Annotated in this window: 15 protein-coding genes and 1 pseudogene; 6 read left to right on the forward strand and 10 right to left on the reverse strand. The window is 64.7% G+C overall.

The window, feature by feature from the left end:
- Nucleotides 1-34 precede the first annotated feature (34 nt).
- Complete coding sequence (gene gor, locus AC0L3S_RS04805) at nt 35-1,423, forward strand: glutathione-disulfide reductase (RefSeq protein ID WP_473278273.1); 1,389 nt, start codon at nt 35-37, stop codon at nt 1,421-1,423.
- Nucleotides 1,424-1,429: 6 nt separating this feature from the next.
- Here the strand turns inward: gor and AC0L3S_RS04810 are convergent, their stop codons facing one another.
- The 8 genes from AC0L3S_RS04810 to AC0L3S_RS04845 form a co-directional block, all read right to left on the reverse strand.
- Nucleotides 1,430-2,569, reverse strand: a complete 1,140-nt coding sequence (locus AC0L3S_RS04810) for a hypothetical protein (RefSeq protein ID WP_473278274.1) — start codon at nt 2,567-2,569, stop codon at nt 1,430-1,432.
- A gap of 328 nt (nt 2,570-2,897) precedes the next feature.
- The gene (locus AC0L3S_RS04815) at nt 2,898-3,083 is read right to left on the reverse strand and encodes a hypothetical protein (RefSeq protein ID WP_473278275.1); all 186 of its coding nucleotides are present in this window, start codon (nt 3,081-3,083) and stop codon (nt 2,898-2,900) included.
- Nucleotides 3,084-3,146: 63 nt separating this feature from the next.
- Nucleotides 3,147-4,370 carry a carboxylate-amine ligase gene (locus AC0L3S_RS04820; protein ID WP_473278276.1) on the reverse strand — a complete coding sequence of 408 codons (1,224 nt, stop codon included), beginning with the start codon at nt 4,368-4,370 and terminating at the stop codon, nt 3,147-3,149.
- A gap of 21 nt (nt 4,371-4,391) precedes the next feature.
- Entirely contained in the window at nt 4,392-5,219 is an 828-nt protein-coding gene (locus AC0L3S_RS04825; RefSeq protein ID WP_473257775.1) for a class II glutamine amidotransferase, read from the reverse strand.
- A 92-nt stretch (nt 5,220-5,311) separates the two neighbouring features.
- Complete coding sequence (locus AC0L3S_RS04830) at nt 5,312-5,938, reverse strand: FMN-binding negative transcriptional regulator (protein WP_473278277.1); 627 nt, start codon at nt 5,936-5,938, stop codon at nt 5,312-5,314.
- 74 nt (nt 5,939-6,012) lie between these two features.
- Entirely contained in the window at nt 6,013-7,479 is a 1,467-nt protein-coding gene (gene pdxR, locus AC0L3S_RS04835) for a MocR-like pyridoxine biosynthesis transcription factor PdxR (RefSeq protein ID WP_473278278.1), read from the reverse strand.
- 50 nt (nt 7,480-7,529) lie between these two features.
- Nucleotides 7,530-8,126 carry a redoxin domain-containing protein gene (locus AC0L3S_RS04840; protein ID WP_473278279.1) on the reverse strand — a complete coding sequence of 199 codons (597 nt, stop codon included), beginning with the start codon at nt 8,124-8,126 and terminating at the stop codon, nt 7,530-7,532.
- Nucleotides 8,127-8,141: 15 nt separating this feature from the next.
- On the reverse strand, nt 8,142-9,899 hold the full coding sequence (locus AC0L3S_RS04845) for an MOSC domain-containing protein (RefSeq protein ID WP_473278280.1): 1,758 nt from the start codon (nt 9,897-9,899) through the stop codon (nt 8,142-8,144).
- 550 nt (nt 9,900-10,449) lie between these two features.
- Between AC0L3S_RS04845 and AC0L3S_RS04850 the strand changes: the two are divergent.
- The 4 genes and pseudogenes from AC0L3S_RS04850 (at nt 10,450) to AC0L3S_RS04865 (ending at nt 12,537) form a co-directional block, all read left to right on the forward strand.
- Nucleotides 10,450-10,922: pseudogene (locus AC0L3S_RS04850) on the forward strand (TerB family tellurite resistance protein).
- A gap of 2 nt (nt 10,923-10,924) precedes the next feature.
- Nucleotides 10,925-11,287 carry a hypothetical protein gene (locus AC0L3S_RS04855; RefSeq protein ID WP_007608791.1) on the forward strand — a complete coding sequence of 121 codons (363 nt, stop codon included), beginning with the start codon at nt 10,925-10,927 and terminating at the stop codon, nt 11,285-11,287.
- Complete coding sequence (locus AC0L3S_RS04860; RefSeq protein ID WP_473278281.1) at nt 11,284-11,919, forward strand: TerC family protein; 636 nt, start codon at nt 11,284-11,286, stop codon at nt 11,917-11,919. Before AC0L3S_RS04855 ends, AC0L3S_RS04860 begins: the two co-directional genes overlap by 4 nt.
- A 33-nt stretch (nt 11,920-11,952) precedes the next feature.
- Nucleotides 11,953-12,537, forward strand: a complete 585-nt coding sequence (locus tag AC0L3S_RS04865) for a TIGR00645 family protein (RefSeq protein ID WP_473257748.1) — start codon at nt 11,953-11,955, stop codon at nt 12,535-12,537.
- A 39-nt stretch (nt 12,538-12,576) separates the two neighbouring features.
- On the opposite strand, the gene AC0L3S_RS04870 is transcribed toward AC0L3S_RS04865, so the two are convergent.
- Both AC0L3S_RS04870 and AC0L3S_RS04875 read right to left on the reverse strand, forming a co-directional pair.
- Nucleotides 12,577-13,524: a helix-turn-helix domain-containing protein gene (locus AC0L3S_RS04870; RefSeq protein ID WP_473278282.1), complete on the reverse strand. Its 948-nt coding sequence runs from the start codon at nt 13,522-13,524 to the stop codon at nt 12,577-12,579.
- 95 nt (nt 13,525-13,619) lie between these two features.
- Entirely contained in the window at nt 13,620-14,558 is a 939-nt protein-coding gene (locus AC0L3S_RS04875; RefSeq protein WP_473278283.1) for a LysR family transcriptional regulator, read from the reverse strand.
- A gap of 157 nt (nt 14,559-14,715) precedes the next feature.
- Between AC0L3S_RS04875 and AC0L3S_RS04880 the strand changes: the two genes are divergently transcribed.
- Nucleotides 14,716-15,291 carry a hypothetical protein gene (locus AC0L3S_RS04880; protein WP_473278284.1) on the forward strand — a complete coding sequence of 192 codons (576 nt, stop codon included), beginning with the start codon at nt 14,716-14,718 and terminating at the stop codon, nt 15,289-15,291.
- Nucleotides 15,292-15,294 lie beyond the last annotated feature (3 nt).

Raw genomic sequence — 15,294 nt, forward strand, 5'->3', positions numbered from 1 at the left:
CCGGATCATGTTGTGAGAGAGGTCGGAGTGGACAATGGCTGAATTCGACGTCGACCTCTTTGTCATCGGTGGCGGTTCGGGCGGCGTGCGTGCCGCCCGCATCGCGGCCGGTTACGGTGCCCGCGTGATGATCGCGGAAGAGTACCGCATGGGCGGGACCTGTGTGATCCGCGGCTGCGTGCCGAAGAAGCTGTTCGTCATCGGCTCGCATTTCCGCCATGAGATCGAGGACGCCGCCGGTTTTGGCTGGACCGTTCCGCCTGCGACCTTCGACTGGCCGACGCTGATCGCCAACAAGGACAAGGAGATCGCGCGTCTCGAGGCGGCTTACACCGCCAATGTCGAGAAGTCGGGCGCGCAGATCGTCAAGAGCCGCGCGGTGATCGAGGACAAGCACACCGTCCGCCTGCTCGAGAACGACAGGAAGATCACCGCAAAATACATTTTGATCGCCACCGGCGGCGCGCCCAATCACGGCTCTCCGATTCCCGGCATCGAGCACGTGATCTCCTCCAACGAGGCGTTTCACCTGACCAAGCTGCCGAAGCGGATCGTGATCCAGGGCGGCGGCTACATCGCGCTGGAGTTCGCCGGCATCTTCGCCGGCTTCGGCTCCGACGTCACAGTCATCTATCGCGGCGACAACATTCTTCGCGGGTTTGACGAGGATGTTCGCGGCCACGTCCGCGCCGAGATGGAGAAGCAGGGCATCACCATTCTCACCGGCTGCACGGTGGCGAAGGTGGATCGGCACGGCGAGGAATTCACCACGCATCTGTCGAACGGGTCGAGCCTCGCCTCCGACCAGGTGATGTTCGCGATCGGCCGCCATCCGGCGGTGGCCAATCTCGGCCTGGAGAAGGCCGGCGTCGCCATCAACCCCAGGAACGGCGGCATCGCCGTCGACCATTTCTCGAAGAGCTCGGTCGACAGCATCTATGCGATCGGCGACGTCACCCATCGCTTCAACCTGACGCCGGTCGCGATCCGCGAGGGCCATGCGTTCGCCGACACCGTGTTCGGCAAGCGCGAGGTTCAGGTGGATCACGCCAACATCCCGACCGCCGTGTTCTCGCAGCCGGAGGTCGGCACCGTCGGCCTCACCGAGACCGAGGCCCGCGCGCAATTCAGCCATGTCGACATCTACAAGACCACGTTCCGGCCCATCAAGGCGACGATGTCGGGCCGCGATACCCGCGTGCTGATGAAGCTCGTCGTCGATGGTTCAACCGACCGCGTGCTCGGCTGTCACATCGTCGGCGATGCCGCGGCCGAGATCACCCAGGCGGTCGCGATTGCGGTGAAGATGAAGGCGACCAAGGCCGATTTCGATGCGACGATTGCGCTGCATCCGACGGCGGCCGAAGAGCTCGTCACTATGCGCACCCCGACCGCCCGCCACGTCCGCCAGGCGGCGGAGTAACTCCGCTCAGTCGTAGAGATACCCGACCGGCTTGCCCTCGGTGCGCAGGGGACGGATGTCCTTCTGTGTGATGATCTGACCGGCGAGGCCGTCGATCTCGTCGCGTTGGGTCGGCGTCCAGCTGCGGAGGTCGTTCATGCCTTTGAGAAGGCCGAGCCGAAGGACCTGCGTGTTCTCACCGATACCGACGAGGGTCGTGGCATTCTTGCCTGCCGTCACCACGTCGCCGGCCGTGAGCTCAAAGGTCTCACCAGTCCTGTTCCTGAATTCGGCCGTGCCGCGGATGACGCGGTAGATCACAACCTCGCCCTTGCCGAAACATGTGGTGTCCGCCGCTGCCGACGTGCTCTTGGGCAGGAGCGATTGGCCGCGCGGGTCGGTTGCGATGATGTGGCCGGCGACGAGATGCCCGCTCGGCACTTCGATGCCGATGTCGCGCACATAGACCGGCATGGATGATTTGACCGGGCTGTCGGTGAGCGGCTTGAACAGCGCATCGAGCGCCAGCGGGTCCTGGAGCCAAAAGCTTGCGTCCGCAGGTCGATCATGCAGAGAATGGCTCCATGCCACCCGTGGCGTCTCGTCTTCGTTGATCTGGTCCGGACCGACAATGGTCGGGTTAGGAAAGGTCGTCGGATCGGTGATGAAGGCTTCGAGGAATTTGCCGGAATAGCCCATGGAAATTGGATCCGGCGCCACCGTTTGTGGTGTCTTCAAATTCTCTTCGGTCGACAGTCCCGACCAGGTGTAGAATAGCTGGCGGTGCACGATCGCGCTTTGCAGCATCACCGCGCCGGGGCCGACATTGTAGAAGCGGCCGTCATAGTCGAAGGTGAACGCGCCCGAGGTGACCAGCACGAGCTGAAAGCCACCTGGGGGCAAATGAAGATGGAAATCTGTCGGACCGGTGTCGGGCAGATAGATCGGCAGATTGGTCGCGACCTCGTGCAGCAGGAAGGTTTCGTTGTTGGCGTGAAAGCCTTCGTTGGCGCGATTGTAGAGGGCTTGCGGCCGGTACGTCGCCTCGAACTTCGCATTCCGGTCGCGGTCGATCGCCACGAAATCCCGGTCGTTGAGGCGAAGGGGGGCGCCGTCCGGGCGGGTGAGGCCGGTGATTTTGAGATCGCCGGCGGCATGCACGTTCATGGCATTCTCCGATCTGGGCCGCTCACCCGGTCTCTCGGCACACGCATCTTGCTGCTCCAATCGGGAGAGCAGGGGATCAGGCCTGATGCTGCCTTGCGAATTCTGGGCCAGTCGAGGCGCCGGGCGGCACGCAAGGCTTTGCGATGAGCCGCCACGCGAAGAAAAATCGAGGTTGCACCTGAGGTTAGATGACACGCTTCGCCAGCCTGCATGGCCATGTTCGCCCAATCTGCAAGCCTGGCGACGAGAGGTGTCTTGTCTAATTTGTCGGCATTCTGGCGCGGACGTGCAGCCGCGCCGATCAGGGAAGTCGGCGGTGTCTCACCGTTCAGTCGAAAGATCGACGGACGGTCCGCTCGGGATTGCCGTACGGGCTGTCGGCCCACTTCGCCATGTCCACTGCACGCGCCTCGATGAGCTCGCACCACAGGCAGCTGAGCTCTGCGCGCCCTTTGGCCGAGAGCATCGGAATGAGGCCATGGCCGCAGCCGGCGCAACATTTGACGCGATTCATGGTTCTCTCCGCGACCTTCCGAATTCAGGAGCGACATTGTTGCTCCCGAAGCTTGCGCGGGCGCTATGAGGGCGCAGCGACGCCTGTCGCCGGGGCGCTCGTGCCCGCGATCGTCGCGTCTGCGATCCAGCGCGACACGGCGGCGATCTCTTCCGCATTGTCGCGGAAAGCGCGAAGCTGAAATTCCGCCGAGCTGCCACGCTCGACGATGGTGCGGCAGTGTTCGACCTCGGCCGCGCAGTTCAGCGCCGCGGCGTCTTCGGCGATGTCCTTGATCACGCGGGAGAGCAGCTCGGAGATCTCGACCGGCCCGTCCTTGGAGGCAAAGATGCAATCGGTGCCGTAGCGCTGGGCGCGCCATTTGTTCTCCACCGCAATCGCGCGTTCGACCGCGGTGACCTCTTTCGAGAGATGAGGTCGCAGGTAGAGATAGCGCGTCAGGCAGCGATAGAGCGAGGCAATGGCAACGGCATCGTCGACGAAGGTGCAGGTATCGGGCGCACGCAGCTCGAGGGTGGGGTGCTTCATGGAGGGGCGCATGGCCCACCAGATGTGGCTTTCATCAGGGATCACGCCGGAGCGCTGCAACGCGCCGACATATCCGTCGTAGTCCTGCCGGCTCTCGAACAATTCGGGCAGGCCGGTGCGCGGCAGCTCGGAATAGGCGGCGAGCCGATAGCCCTTCAGTCCGGTCTTGTGTGAATTCCAGAATGGGGAGGAGGCCGACAGGGCGATGAACAAGGGCAGATGCGGCAGCATCGCTCGCATCACCGCTATGCGCTTCTCGGGGTCGGGCAACTGGACGTGCACGTGCATACCGCACATCAGGTTGCGGTGGCCGATGCTGCGCAGATCCTCGATCATCTCCTCGTAGCGCGGTTTCGGGCTCGGCTGCGACATGCGCCAGACCGCGGTCGGATGCGTGCCGCAGGCCATGATCACGAAGCCGTATTGTGCCGCGACGTTTGCGACTTCGCGACGCAGGAAGCGAAGTTCTTCGCGCGCGTCGGCGACGTCGACATGAACGTTGGTGGCGACCTCGAGTTGCGACTGCAACATCTCCCGCATGGCCTGGCCGCCTGTCGACCAATTCGCAGATTCGAATAGCTCATTGGGGGTCTGGATCGCGACCTCCAGGCTGCGGCGATCGGCGAGAAAGTATTCCTCCTCGATACCGAACGAATATTCCGCGGCCTTGCCGCGTCCGCCGGCCGAGCGAATGACGAGGTGCTGCCTGTCGGAGGAATCGAGTCGCAGCAGTTTCAAGACGTCTGACGCCAATGTCATCGTGCCACCCGACCAAGGTATTTACCCGCGGGCGATAATCCTTCTGACAGGGGCGGGTTCCGCATCGGCCCCACCGGAAATTGCAAGGTCGAACGGAACAATCTTCGCGCTTTCGGACGCACGTGCGACCAGCGCGTGATTCGCGGGCACTTCCGTCCAGTCCGTTTCCTTGTCGAACGGCTCGGACACGACGATGACCTGGCCGCCAGCCTCGCGGAAATACAGCGTGTTGGCGGCATCGTTGACCGCAACCCTGAACGCATAGAGATCCCGCCCGTTGGCGATGGCGCTGGTGAAGCGTAGCCGCTCGCGAAGCTCGCCTTCGTTGACGAGGCCGACGAGGGCTCGCAGCACGCGATGCGTTGCGCCGAGCGGATCGGCATCGAGCCCCGCGCCCATCATGGCGAGAAACACGGCTTCCGAATCGGTCGTGCCTGTCCGCGAAGGATAGTAGGCGTCGGGGATCAGCGCCTCGACCTTGCGCCGCAGGCGATTCCAGCTGCCGACGAAACCGTTGTGCATGAACATCCAGTGGCCGCAGGCAAAGGGATGACAGTTCTGCCGCGTCACCGCCGTGCCGGTGGCGGCACGCACATGGGCGAAGAACAGATGCGAGCGCAGATGCCGGCAGAGATAGCGGAGATTTTCGTCCGACCAGGCCGGGCGTGTTTCACGATAAAGACCAGGCTCCGGATGCTCGCCGTACCAGCCGAGACCAAAGCCGTCGCCATTCGAGCCGGCGGTCGACTGGAGCGAGCGGATGCTTTGCGCGATCAGCGAATGCTCGGGCTCGGTGACGTAGGGTTCGAAAGACGTGGTCTCGCCCCGGTATGCGATCCAGCGGCACATGGGAATCCTGTCAGGAGATGCTTGCTGAGATGTATCAACGAGCCTGACAGGACGATGGTTCCCGACAGCGAGTGCCGGGAACCTAGTGGTCACTACACCGGAACCGGAATCAATGGCGCAACCTCGCGATCACCTGCGTTCTCGCTCGCTGCGAGACCTTGCGCGACGCCGACACGGTCAGCCTCGGGACGGTTCTGACTCATCTTGCGCTTGCCTTCGAACCGCACGACGGGAATGCGTACGCCAACGATTCCACGCAACTGCGCGGCGATGAAATCCGCAGGGGCATCCGTGACGGCCCAGGGCTTGGCACGCGATCCTTCATGCCTGTTCGTGAGCCGCGTCACGGCCTCGAGCAGACGCTCGGGGTCCTGGAAGAATTCGACCGGGCCATAGGCATGCACCGCGACGTAGTTCCAGGTCGGCACGACCTTTTCGGTCTCCTGCTTGGTCGCGTACCACGACGGCGTCACATAGGCGTCGGGACCGCTGAAGATTGCCAGCGCATCTCCGATCGGCGGCAGTTTCCATTGCGGATTGGCTTTCGCCACATGTCCGTACAGCACGCCATGCTCGCCTTCGCTCTCATCGAGAAAGAGCGGCAGCGGTGTGGCGACCGGGCCTTCGGTGGTGGCCGTGACCAGACTGGCGAGGCGGGCGCCGCGAATGGTCGCCCGGATGCTCTCGATATCGTCCTTGAAGGCGGGAGGGATGTACATGGTCTATCTCCGGTGTTGATCTGGAGATAGCCGAAATCTGGTCTGTAAGAAACTGCCAGTTATCGTCTATTTGATCAGTCCAGTTCGGCGACGGCCTGTGCGAGAAGCCTGCAGCCGCGCTCGATCTGTGACACCTCCAGTGCCGAATAGCCCATGACGAGGCCGATTGTCTTCCGCGGTCGGCGAAGTCCGACGAACAGTGCCGAGACGGGATAGATGCCGACGCCCTTTGCCTGGGCTGCCTTGATCAATGCGTCCTCTCGCTTCTGCGGCAGGTTGTCGAACCACGCCACGATGTGCAGGCCGGCGGCCGTGCCCTCGATCCGGACGCGATCCCCGAACCGGCGGCGAAGCGCGTCGAGCAGCGTGCGCTGGCGTTCGGCGTTGCGCCGGCGCACGCGTCTGATGTGGCCGTCATAGGCGCCGCTTTCCAGCATCGACGCGAGTGCGTCCTGTTCGATCAGCGGCGTGTGCCGGTCCATGATCTGCTTGGCGGCGGCGAACAGGGATCGCAGGGCGGCGGGCACCACCAGATAGCCGATCCGCAAGGTCGGGGAGAGCGTCTTGGAGACGGTGCCGAGATAGATCACGTTGCCGCCGCCTTCCAGCGCGTGCAGGGGCGGAATCGGCTTGGTATCGTAGCGATACTCGCTGTCGTAATCGTCCTCGATCACGTAGGCGTCGTTTGCCCTGGCCCAGGCGAGCAATTGGTGCCGGCGTCCGATCGGCATGACGCCGCCGAGCGGATATTGGTGCGAGGGCGTGACATAGGCGAGGCGGGCTTCGACGCCATCGAGCCGCGCTGTCTCCAGTCCATCCGCGTCGACGGGAATCGGGATCGTCTCCGCGCCCGTCGCCGCGAAAGTATGCCGCGCCATCTGGTAGCCGGGATCCTCCATCACGAAGCGGTCGCCGGCATCGAGCAGCAGGCGCGCGCAGATGTCGAGGCCCTGCTGCGAGCCGTTGACGACAACGATCTGATCGACCTCGCAGCGGACGCTGCGCGACCGCCAGAGATAGCCTTGGAGCGCGGTCCGCAGCCGCAGCGCGCCGCAGGGATCGTCATAGGCCAGCCGCTCGGGCTTGCGGGCCATCGCGGCAGTCACGGCCTTCTTCCAGGCCACTACCGGGAAATCCGACGGCGCGAGCTCGCCATAGCGGAAGTTCGCGACAAGCCCGCGCGGCGGCTCGGTCCAGCGCGGCGGGTCTTGAAGCAACCGGTCCCCGAAGGCCGACAGCCGCACCTTCCGCGCCGGCGGGCGCGACAGTACGCGCGTGTGTCCCCGTTCGACGACGGCGCGACCCACACGCGGTCGCGCGCCATGGCGTGTCTCGATGAAGCCTTCGGCGGCGAGCTGTTCGTAGGCGATCGTGACGGTCGAGCGTGCCACGCCCATCTCGCCGGCCAGGGCGCGGGAGGACGGCAGCAAGCCGTCGATCCCGAACACCCGCGCCATGATCTGATCCCGCAGGGCTTCGTAGATCTGGCGCGCGCCCATGCGGTCGGCACGGGGAGCGGGTTTGGTCTTCATCTGGATCATCCACATTCCAAGCCGGCATTCGCCCGAGCGGGCGATGTCGGAATGTGGTTCTAATCCCGTTCGCCGAGAGTTTCGACGTAAGCCTTGCCGTAGGGATGAAAATGCTCCTTGCGGCCCTGGTCCCACAGGGCCCTGAGGCCGGGCGCCGTAATGTCCCAATCCGGCCGGCACTTCATGCCGACTGCCCTGAGGTCCTGGCGGAGTTCTTCGACGGTTGGACGGCCGAAGAACCAGTAGCCGTTGTAGATCTTGTGAACCACGAGACCGGGCTCGAGCACGATCACGTGCGGAATCATCGGATTGTGGACGGGATCGGTGTATTCGGCGATGTCGAGATCCTTCTGAACGAGGCGCCGCGAATCCGAGAGGAACGGCCAGTGCGCTCCGACGCCGCTGCGATATTCGCTGGTCTGGGTGATGTTGTCGGTCGTGATCGTGACCATCCGGCAATAGCCCACCTCCATCTCGCGATGGAGCTGCAGCAAGCCTTCGGCCTGGCGGCGATCCTTCGGACAGAATCCGCCGCGGCCGAGCACGAGCACCATGGGGTCACCCCCCTGCAGCTCGGAGAGCTTTCGATGCTTGCCGGTGTGGTCGCTGAGTTCGTAATCCGGGAAGGTTACTCCCGGCATGATGTCAGGTCGCATTACGCTCTCCCAGTTTCACAGATCAATCACCACATCGTTTCGCGGCCGCGCGCAGCAGATCAGGACATTGCCGTCCGCCGGCGGATCGAGCGGATCCGGCGCATAGTCGACCGTCCCCGCGATCAATCCGCTCTCGCAATTGTGGCAGACGCCGGTCCGGCACGACCAGCGCACGGGGACGTCGCACGCCTCGGCCAATTCCAGCAGGCTGGCGTAGGCCGGTGCCCAGCACACGTTGAGGCCACTGCGGGCGAACGAAACCATCGGGCCGGGGCCGGGTGCGCCGACCGGCGAGTGCGCTCGCTTCTGGGGGGAGGGCGCTATGCCGGGCGTCAAGGATGGTCCGGCGCCGAACAATTCGGTGTGGACGCGATCCGGTGCGATACCCAACGTGGTGAGGCCAGCTTTCAGATCGCTCATGAAAGCTGCCGGTCCGCACAGATAGAAATCGCCGTCACGCGGCACGCTCAGAGTCTGGAGCAGGCGTGCGTCGAGATGTCCGACTGTATCGAACTCCACGTTGAGACGATCGTCCGGGTCAGGCGCGCTGTAGCAGATATGGCTATGGTGACGAGAGAGCCCACCTAGCAACTCGCGCGCCTCGGCGGCGAACGCATGTTCGCGGCCGTTGCGGGTGCCGTGCAGCCACCAGACGTCGCGAGTCGTCGCTTCCGCGGCGAGCGCGTGGAGCATCGCGAGCACCGGGGTGACGCCGATACCGGCGCTCAGCAGGACGACGGGCCGGGACCCCCGTCGTAGCGTGAAACTGCCGCGGGGCGCACCGAGCTGCACGGCAGCGCCGTCCACCAGCTCGTCGGCAATGTAACGGCTGGCGGCGCCGTGCGCTTCGCGCTTGATGCTGATGCGATAGGACGCGGCATCGGCGCCGCTCGAGAGCGAATAGCTGCGCGTCATTGCCCGCGCAGTGGAAGGTTCGAGCCTGATGACGACGAACTGACCGGGCAGAGCGACCGCCACCGGATGTCCGTCGACGGGTTCGAGGATCAGCGACGTCACGTTGCCGCTTTCCGCGATCTTGCGCGCCACGCGAAAGGAGCGGAACCCGCGCCAGGCCGGAGGAGGGCTCGCCGCCGGCCCAAGCCCGGCGTTTCCCGCGGCCTTGTTATCCTTCTGCTGCTCGAGCAGCGCCTCGAATGAACGGTGCCACCCGCGGCTCAGCGCGGGAATCCGCAGCGCGCGCTCCAGGCGTTCGCGCGGATGCGGCGGCAGGTAAAGCAGCGCATTGATCTCGAACACGCTCATGCGCTCGGGTCCCGCGGCGATCTGTGTGATCTCGTCACCGGCCTCGACGTCGCCTTCCTCGATCACACGAAAATAGAATCCGGGCCGGCCGTGCCTGACGAGCAGCGCAGCCATGTCCGGCTCGTCCATGCGAATGCCGAGCCGGTAGCAGGTGACGCGCGGCTGGGTCACTTCGAACACCGCGGAGCCGATCCTGTAGCGGTCTCCGATGCACACGCTGGTGTCGGCGAGGCCCTCGACCGTAAAGTTCTCGCCGAACTGGCCATGAACGAGGTTCGATCGACCCAGATGCTCCTGCCAGTACCGATAGGATTCGTCCTGATAGACGAATACGGCACGATGTTCGCCGCCATGACCGGCCATATCGCCCTGGCCGTCGCCATCGATGTTGAGCCGGCGCACCCTGCGCGGGCCCGTGACCTGCGCCTTCCAGATGCCGGTGTGGACGGTCCGGCCCTGCCAGGCGATGTCGCGCGGCAGGCCGACATTGACCGAAAGCAGACGTGTCATCACAGTTTTCCTGACCATGAGCGCACCTCAGAATGCAACGGGGCGCCTCCAGACTAATCTGCGCCCAAATCGGACTGCTGGCTCGTTAGCCGTTGTTAGACGTTGCGAGAGGCCTTGGCGCCAGCGACGCTTTCGTGCCCCGGACGCAGCGCAGCGCCCCTTGGCGGTGCGCTGCAGAGCCGGGGCCCACAGCGCCGTGACGCGCAGCTTTTCGGGTCCCGGCTCAGCGCAGCAGCGTTGCACGTTGCAGCGCGTCCGGGACACGTGGACCGCTGCGTGAGCCAATCTTGCAACACGGAACCCGATGCGGCGGCTGGTCGCAGTCGCGTCGCCTTGATTCCGACAGTCCCATCTTTATGTGTGGAAGGAACAAGAATCCGGGCCCCTCTGGCGAGGACGCCGACGCTGTCGGCAAACCTCGTGATGTCGGATGACCTGTCCCGCGCGAATGCGATGGATCGGCCGATCGTCGGGCCTTCTTGAGAGTCTCTCCGACCCAATCGTCCCCATCGCAGCTCCGTGCGGTATTTCGCAAGATAAGGGAGCAACGATGTCCGACGCCAAGCATTCAAATCCGATCGAAATCGAGATCACCGAGCCGTCGAGCCTGAACGAGCAGGCGGCGGTGGCGCTGGTGATCGTCGGCGCGCTGGTTGCCGTCGCCGACCGGCAAGTTTCGTCGGTCGAACGCGACGAGGTGGTCCGTTTCATCCGGGATCGCAAGCTGGCACCGCACATCTCGGACGACCGGCTCTACGCGATGTTCGACGAGCTTGCCGAACGACTCGAGGAACCGGATTTCGCCAATGTGGTGATCGAGAATTTGCGTCCGGTTTCGGACCTGCCGCTGCGGCTCATTTGATGGAGCTGTCGGAGCGCGTCGCGGCCGCGGACGAGGACGTGCATCCCCACGAAGTGCAGGCGATCAACCTGTTGCGCCTGCTGACGCTGGTGCTGCCCCGCGCAAAGCAGGTGACGCCGGATGCAGTGCGCGCCGAACAGCGCATCGCCGCCGAGGAGTAAGCATGAGCGTAGTTTCGGACGAGGATAAGACAGGGACTGCGGGCGCTGCCGGCCAGATGGCCGGCGGCGACCCGCGCCTCGACAAGCTTGTCCGTCGCCTGCCGCCGCGCATGGGCGACACCGTCACCTATCTGCTCAAGCCGTCCAGCCGCTGGGTGAGAATCCCTTCGGGCGCGCTGCTGATTGTCGGTGGCGTACTCTCGTTCCTGCCGGTGCTCGGCGTCTGGATGCTCCCGCTCGGCCTCGCTTTGCTCGCTGAAGACGTGCCCGCGCTGCGATCCTCGCGCGGCAAGGTTCTGGATTGGGTCGAGCGGAAGAAGCCGCAATGGCTCGATCCGTCCGCACCGAAAAATGACCAATCATGACTGAATTCATCACCACCGAAGCGCTGACTGCGCTGTTTCAGGTCGTCCTGATCGACCTCGTGCTCGCAGGCGACAACGCCGTCGTCATCGGCCTTGCCGCAGCCGGCCTGCCGGCCGAGCAGCGCCGGCGCGCCATCGTCGTCGGCATCATCGCCGCCACCGCCTTGCGCATCGTCTTTGCCGGCGTCGCGACCCAGCTTCTGCAGGTGATCGGCCTCTTGCTCGCCGGCGGCGTGCTGCTGCTCTGGGTCTGCTGGAAGATGTGGCGGGAGCTGCGCGAGCAGTCCGCGCACGCGAACGAGCTCGCGTTCAGCCATGGCAGCAGCAGCGCTGCGCCTGCCTCCCAAAAGACTTTCAGACAGGCGGCGGTGCAGATCGTCGCCGCCGACGTCTCAATGTCGCTCGACAACGTGCTCGCGGTCGCGGGCGCCGCGCGCGAGCATCCCTACATCCTCGCCTTCGGCCTGCTGTTGTCGGTCGCGCTGATGGGCGTCGCCGCCGATTTGCTCGGCCGCGTGCTCCAGAAGCAGCGCTGGATCGGCTATGTCGGCCTCGCCATCATCGTTTACGTCGCCTTCGAGATGATCTATCGCGGATCGCTCGAGCTCGCGCCTGTGATCGCGAGTCTCTGAGGCAACGCGCCTGTCCATCATCCGGAGTGATCAATGACGTCCGAATCCAAAGCACCTTCGGCGGTTTCCGTGCGGGCACCGCAAATCGGCCCGTTTGCCCAACTCATCTTTGGCTCGCGTTGGCTGCAGGTCCCGCTTTATGTCGGCCTGATCGTCGCGCAGGCTGTCTATGTGCTCTTGTTCCTGAAGGAGCTCTGGCACCTGGTCGTGCACTCGTTCGACGCCAGCGAGCAGCAGATCATGCTGGTCGTGCTCGGGCTGATCGACGTCGTGATGATCTCGAACCTGCTGGTGATGGTGATCGTCGGCGGTTACGAGACCTTCGTCTCGCGCCTGAACCTCAGCGGTCATCCGGACGAGCCGGAATGGCTCAGCCACGTCAACGCCAGCGTGCTCAAGATCAAGCTTGCGATGGCGATCATCGGCATCTCCTCGATCTCGCTGCTCAGGACCTTCATCGAGGCGGGCAATCTCGGCACGACGCGCAGCAATTTCACCGAGAGCGGCGTGATGTGGCAGGTGCTGATCCATCTGACCTTCATCATCTCCGCGATCGGCATCGCCTGGGTCGACCGCCTCAGCGAGGGGGGCCAGCGCAAGGGAGCCGGCCACGGCTGAGCGTGACAGACGCGGCCGCTCAAACGCCGAAGGCTGCGCTCAGGGACGTCGGCTCTGCGCCAGCGTCTCGGAGGGTGCCTCGCCGAACGCCAATCTGTAGCCGCGCGAGAACTCACCAAGATGCCAGAAGCCGTTGCCGAGCGCTGCGGCCTTGACGCTCATGCCGCCGCCTCCGACCATGAGCTGGATGCGGGCGGACCACAGCCGCTTGAGGCGTAGATAGTGGTGCAGGCTGACGCCGTGCACCGCGTGCGCGGCGGTCTGGAGCGTACGCACGGATACGCCGAGCGCAGAGGCCAGGTCGTCACTGTAGATTGCCTTGCTGCCGGACCACATCACCATTTCGTCGAGGCGCGCGATCAGCTTGCGGTGCTTGGCGAACGATCCGCGTCGCGCGGTCAGCCCGCCGGCCGGCGCTATGGCGTCGTCGAGGCAGGCGAGCAGCGTCTCCTGGATGGGTCGGTTGAGCGCCTCGAATTGGCGGGGATCGTTGCACGCCGAGGCGAGTGAGAACATCTCCAGGATAGCGGCGCGCAATCGCACCATCGGATGGTCCTGTGCGCGAACATATGCGAGGCCCGTGTCGAAATCCGTCCAGCCGCGATGACGCATGTCCGAGTTGAAGCGCAGCATCAGGTAAGTGTTGGGATGATGCTCGATCGCGTCGACGGGGGCTTTGCCGCGCATGATGGCAATGGTCGAATTGTCGACCTCGCGGCCGTTGGAGGTGGAGTGAAACGTGAGTGGGACAACGAGGCCGACACCATTGTCCGTGCCGATCTCGGCCTCAAACCGCCGTGCAAAGGAGCGCTGGAGCACGAACAGCCCATCCTGGAGCGGCAGGATGGCGCGAGATAGCGAGAATTCGCGCGGGCGGAGCGGCGTGCTGATGCCGAGGCCGAGCACCTCGTTGGCGCGAAACTCGGCGAAATCCGAGAAGCGCTCGATGCCGAGGACTCGCGAAGGCTTCAGCCGACATAGCGGCATTTCGGGATCCTGGCGTGAGGGATGAGCCGCAAAATACAAATGGTATCAGATGGTCGTCCATCGGCCCTATCCCGGGAAACTACTGCGACGCTTGATCACGCAACTTGCGGGTAGGCCGCGTTTTCCTGCCGCTCGCGCTCGCCCAGTTCGCGCACCAGCTCCTGGAGGAAGGATTCCGTGTGGGCGGGCAGGGTGCGCTCGGCGCGAACGTAGATGCCGAGATCTGACCACACCGGACTCCCGGCGTTGTCGAGCGGCAGGAAGACGAGCTGGCTATCGCGCGACAGCCTGCTGATACCGAGCTGGGTCTGGAAGGCGACGCCGACGCCGCGCGCGGCGAGCTCGCGCATCAGGTCGATCGAGTTGGCCTGGATGGCAGGCTCCGGCGTCTCGGAGAGCTGCGCGATCAGCGGCTGGAGCAGATGATAGATCGACAGCTCCGGCAGCGCGTGGATGACGGGAAAGGCGAGACATTGGGTTAGCGTGACCGTCTTGCCGCGCGCCAGCGGATGCTCGCGCGCGACGACCGCGCCGAGGCGAAATCGTTTCAGGGCGACCTGGCGCAGGTCCGGCGGATGGCGCAGCGCCATGGCGATGCCGATGTCGGCCTCGCCGCGGCTCAGGGCCTCCAGCACATCCGACGATCCCTTCACCTCGGTGGTGAAGCTGACGCGCCGGGCGCGGCCACGATGGGAGGCGATCAGGTCCGGCAGCACCGACTCCGTGAGCGACTCGATGCAGGCAATGCTGACGGTGCCGTGCCACGTCCCCGACAGGGACGCGACGTCCGAGCGGAAGCGGTCGAGGTCCTGGAGCACGTTCATGACGTGCCGGGCCAACATCTCGCCGACCGTCGTCAGCGTCAGGCCGCGCGCATTGCGCTCGAACAAAGGTGACCCAACCTCTTGTTCAAGCTTGAGAATCTGGCGGCTTACGGCCGACGAGGCAACGTTCAGCAAACGCGCCGCGGCCCGAATCGAACCGGTGCGGCGTACGGCGTGGAAGTACTGGATGGCCGGTGAGTGAAAGCGCATGGGACCCCCGGCCGGACTATAGCTGTTGCTGAAACGGCATCAACATGCACGAAATTCTGTGCTTTTCGAGCGCGTTCCTCCCACCTAGGTTCCCGCCCGGCTCGGCCGGTCCCGCGGACCGTCATGCCATGCGCAACGAGGCGCCAGGGGATCCAGGGTGGACGAGAACATTGTTTGCGAGGTCGCGCCGGATAGGCGTCTGGTCGATCGCCGTCGCGCGGCGGCCTATGTCGGCGTGACCGCCGGACGCTTCGAGCAGCTGGTGCGCGACAGCGTCGTGCCACCGCCTGTCATGGTGGACAACAAGCGGCGCTGGCCGCTCGCGTTGCTCGACGTGGCGAAGGACGCGGTTGTCAGCAGCAGCATGCCGTGCCGGCCGCAGGTGACGGTCGAGATCGCGCAGGACGCACGCCCCTGCGAACGGACCCCGGCACCGGCCTCGCACGAACTGCCGGACCAGGCTTGGTTCGAGCAGCGCGCGCGGTTCGTTCAGCGCGTGCGCCGGTCGCTGCTGTCGGGCAACGAGATACGTCTCTTGCGCGAGTTCAAACTGCTCAGGCAGAACCAGCTCAGCATGTTCGGCTACTACGGCAGCTTCGAAGCGCTGATGGTGCGCGGCTACATCGTCGAGCTCGCGCGAAAGCCGCCGTCGAGCCGTCCGCTGGTGACGTATCGCCTGACCGCGCAGGGCGAGCAGGTTATGTCGGCGCTGAAGGACGAGCCGCCGATCTGACCG

It is taken from the genome of Bradyrhizobium sp. Ken01 (genome assembly GCF_055807355.1).

Bases quoted from the DNA above. Each gene is read 5' to 3' on its own strand.
- gor (WP_473278273.1), top strand. From the start codon at position 35: ATGGCTGAATTCGACGTCGACCTCTTTGTCATCGGTGGCGGTTCGGGC.
- AC0L3S_RS04810 (WP_473278274.1), bottom strand. From the start codon at position 2,569: ATGAACGTGCATGCCGCCGGCGATCTCAAAATCACCGGCCTCACCCGC.
- AC0L3S_RS04815 (WP_473278275.1), bottom strand. From the start codon at position 3,083: ATGAATCGCGTCAAATGTTGCGCCGGCTGCGGCCATGGCCTCATTCCG.
- AC0L3S_RS04820 (WP_473278276.1), bottom strand. From the start codon at position 4,370: ATGACATTGGCGTCAGACGTCTTGAAACTGCTGCGACTCGATTCCTCC.
- AC0L3S_RS04825 (WP_473257775.1), bottom strand. From the start codon at position 5,219: ATGTGCCGCTGGATCGCATACCGGGGCGAGACCACGTCTTTCGAACCC.
- AC0L3S_RS04830 (WP_473278277.1), bottom strand. From the start codon at position 5,938: ATGTACATCCCTCCCGCCTTCAAGGACGATATCGAGAGCATCCGGGCG.
- pdxR (WP_473278278.1), bottom strand. From the start codon at position 7,479: ATGATCCAGATGAAGACCAAACCCGCTCCCCGTGCCGACCGCATGGGC.
- AC0L3S_RS04840 (WP_473278279.1), bottom strand. From the start codon at position 8,126: ATGCGACCTGACATCATGCCGGGAGTAACCTTCCCGGATTACGAACTC.
- AC0L3S_RS04845 (WP_473278280.1), bottom strand. From the start codon at position 9,899: ATGACACGTCTGCTTTCGGTCAATGTCGGCCTGCCGCGCGACATCGCC.
- AC0L3S_RS04855 (WP_007608791.1), top strand. From the start codon at position 10,925: ATGAGCGTAGTTTCGGACGAGGATAAGACAGGGACTGCGGGCGCTGCC.
- AC0L3S_RS04860 (WP_473278281.1), top strand. From the start codon at position 11,284: ATGACTGAATTCATCACCACCGAAGCGCTGACTGCGCTGTTTCAGGTC.
- AC0L3S_RS04865 (WP_473257748.1), top strand. From the start codon at position 11,953: ATGACGTCCGAATCCAAAGCACCTTCGGCGGTTTCCGTGCGGGCACCG.
- AC0L3S_RS04870 (WP_473278282.1), bottom strand. From the start codon at position 13,524: ATGCCGCTATGTCGGCTGAAGCCTTCGCGAGTCCTCGGCATCGAGCGC.
- AC0L3S_RS04875 (WP_473278283.1), bottom strand. From the start codon at position 14,558: ATGCGCTTTCACTCACCGGCCATCCAGTACTTCCACGCCGTACGCCGC.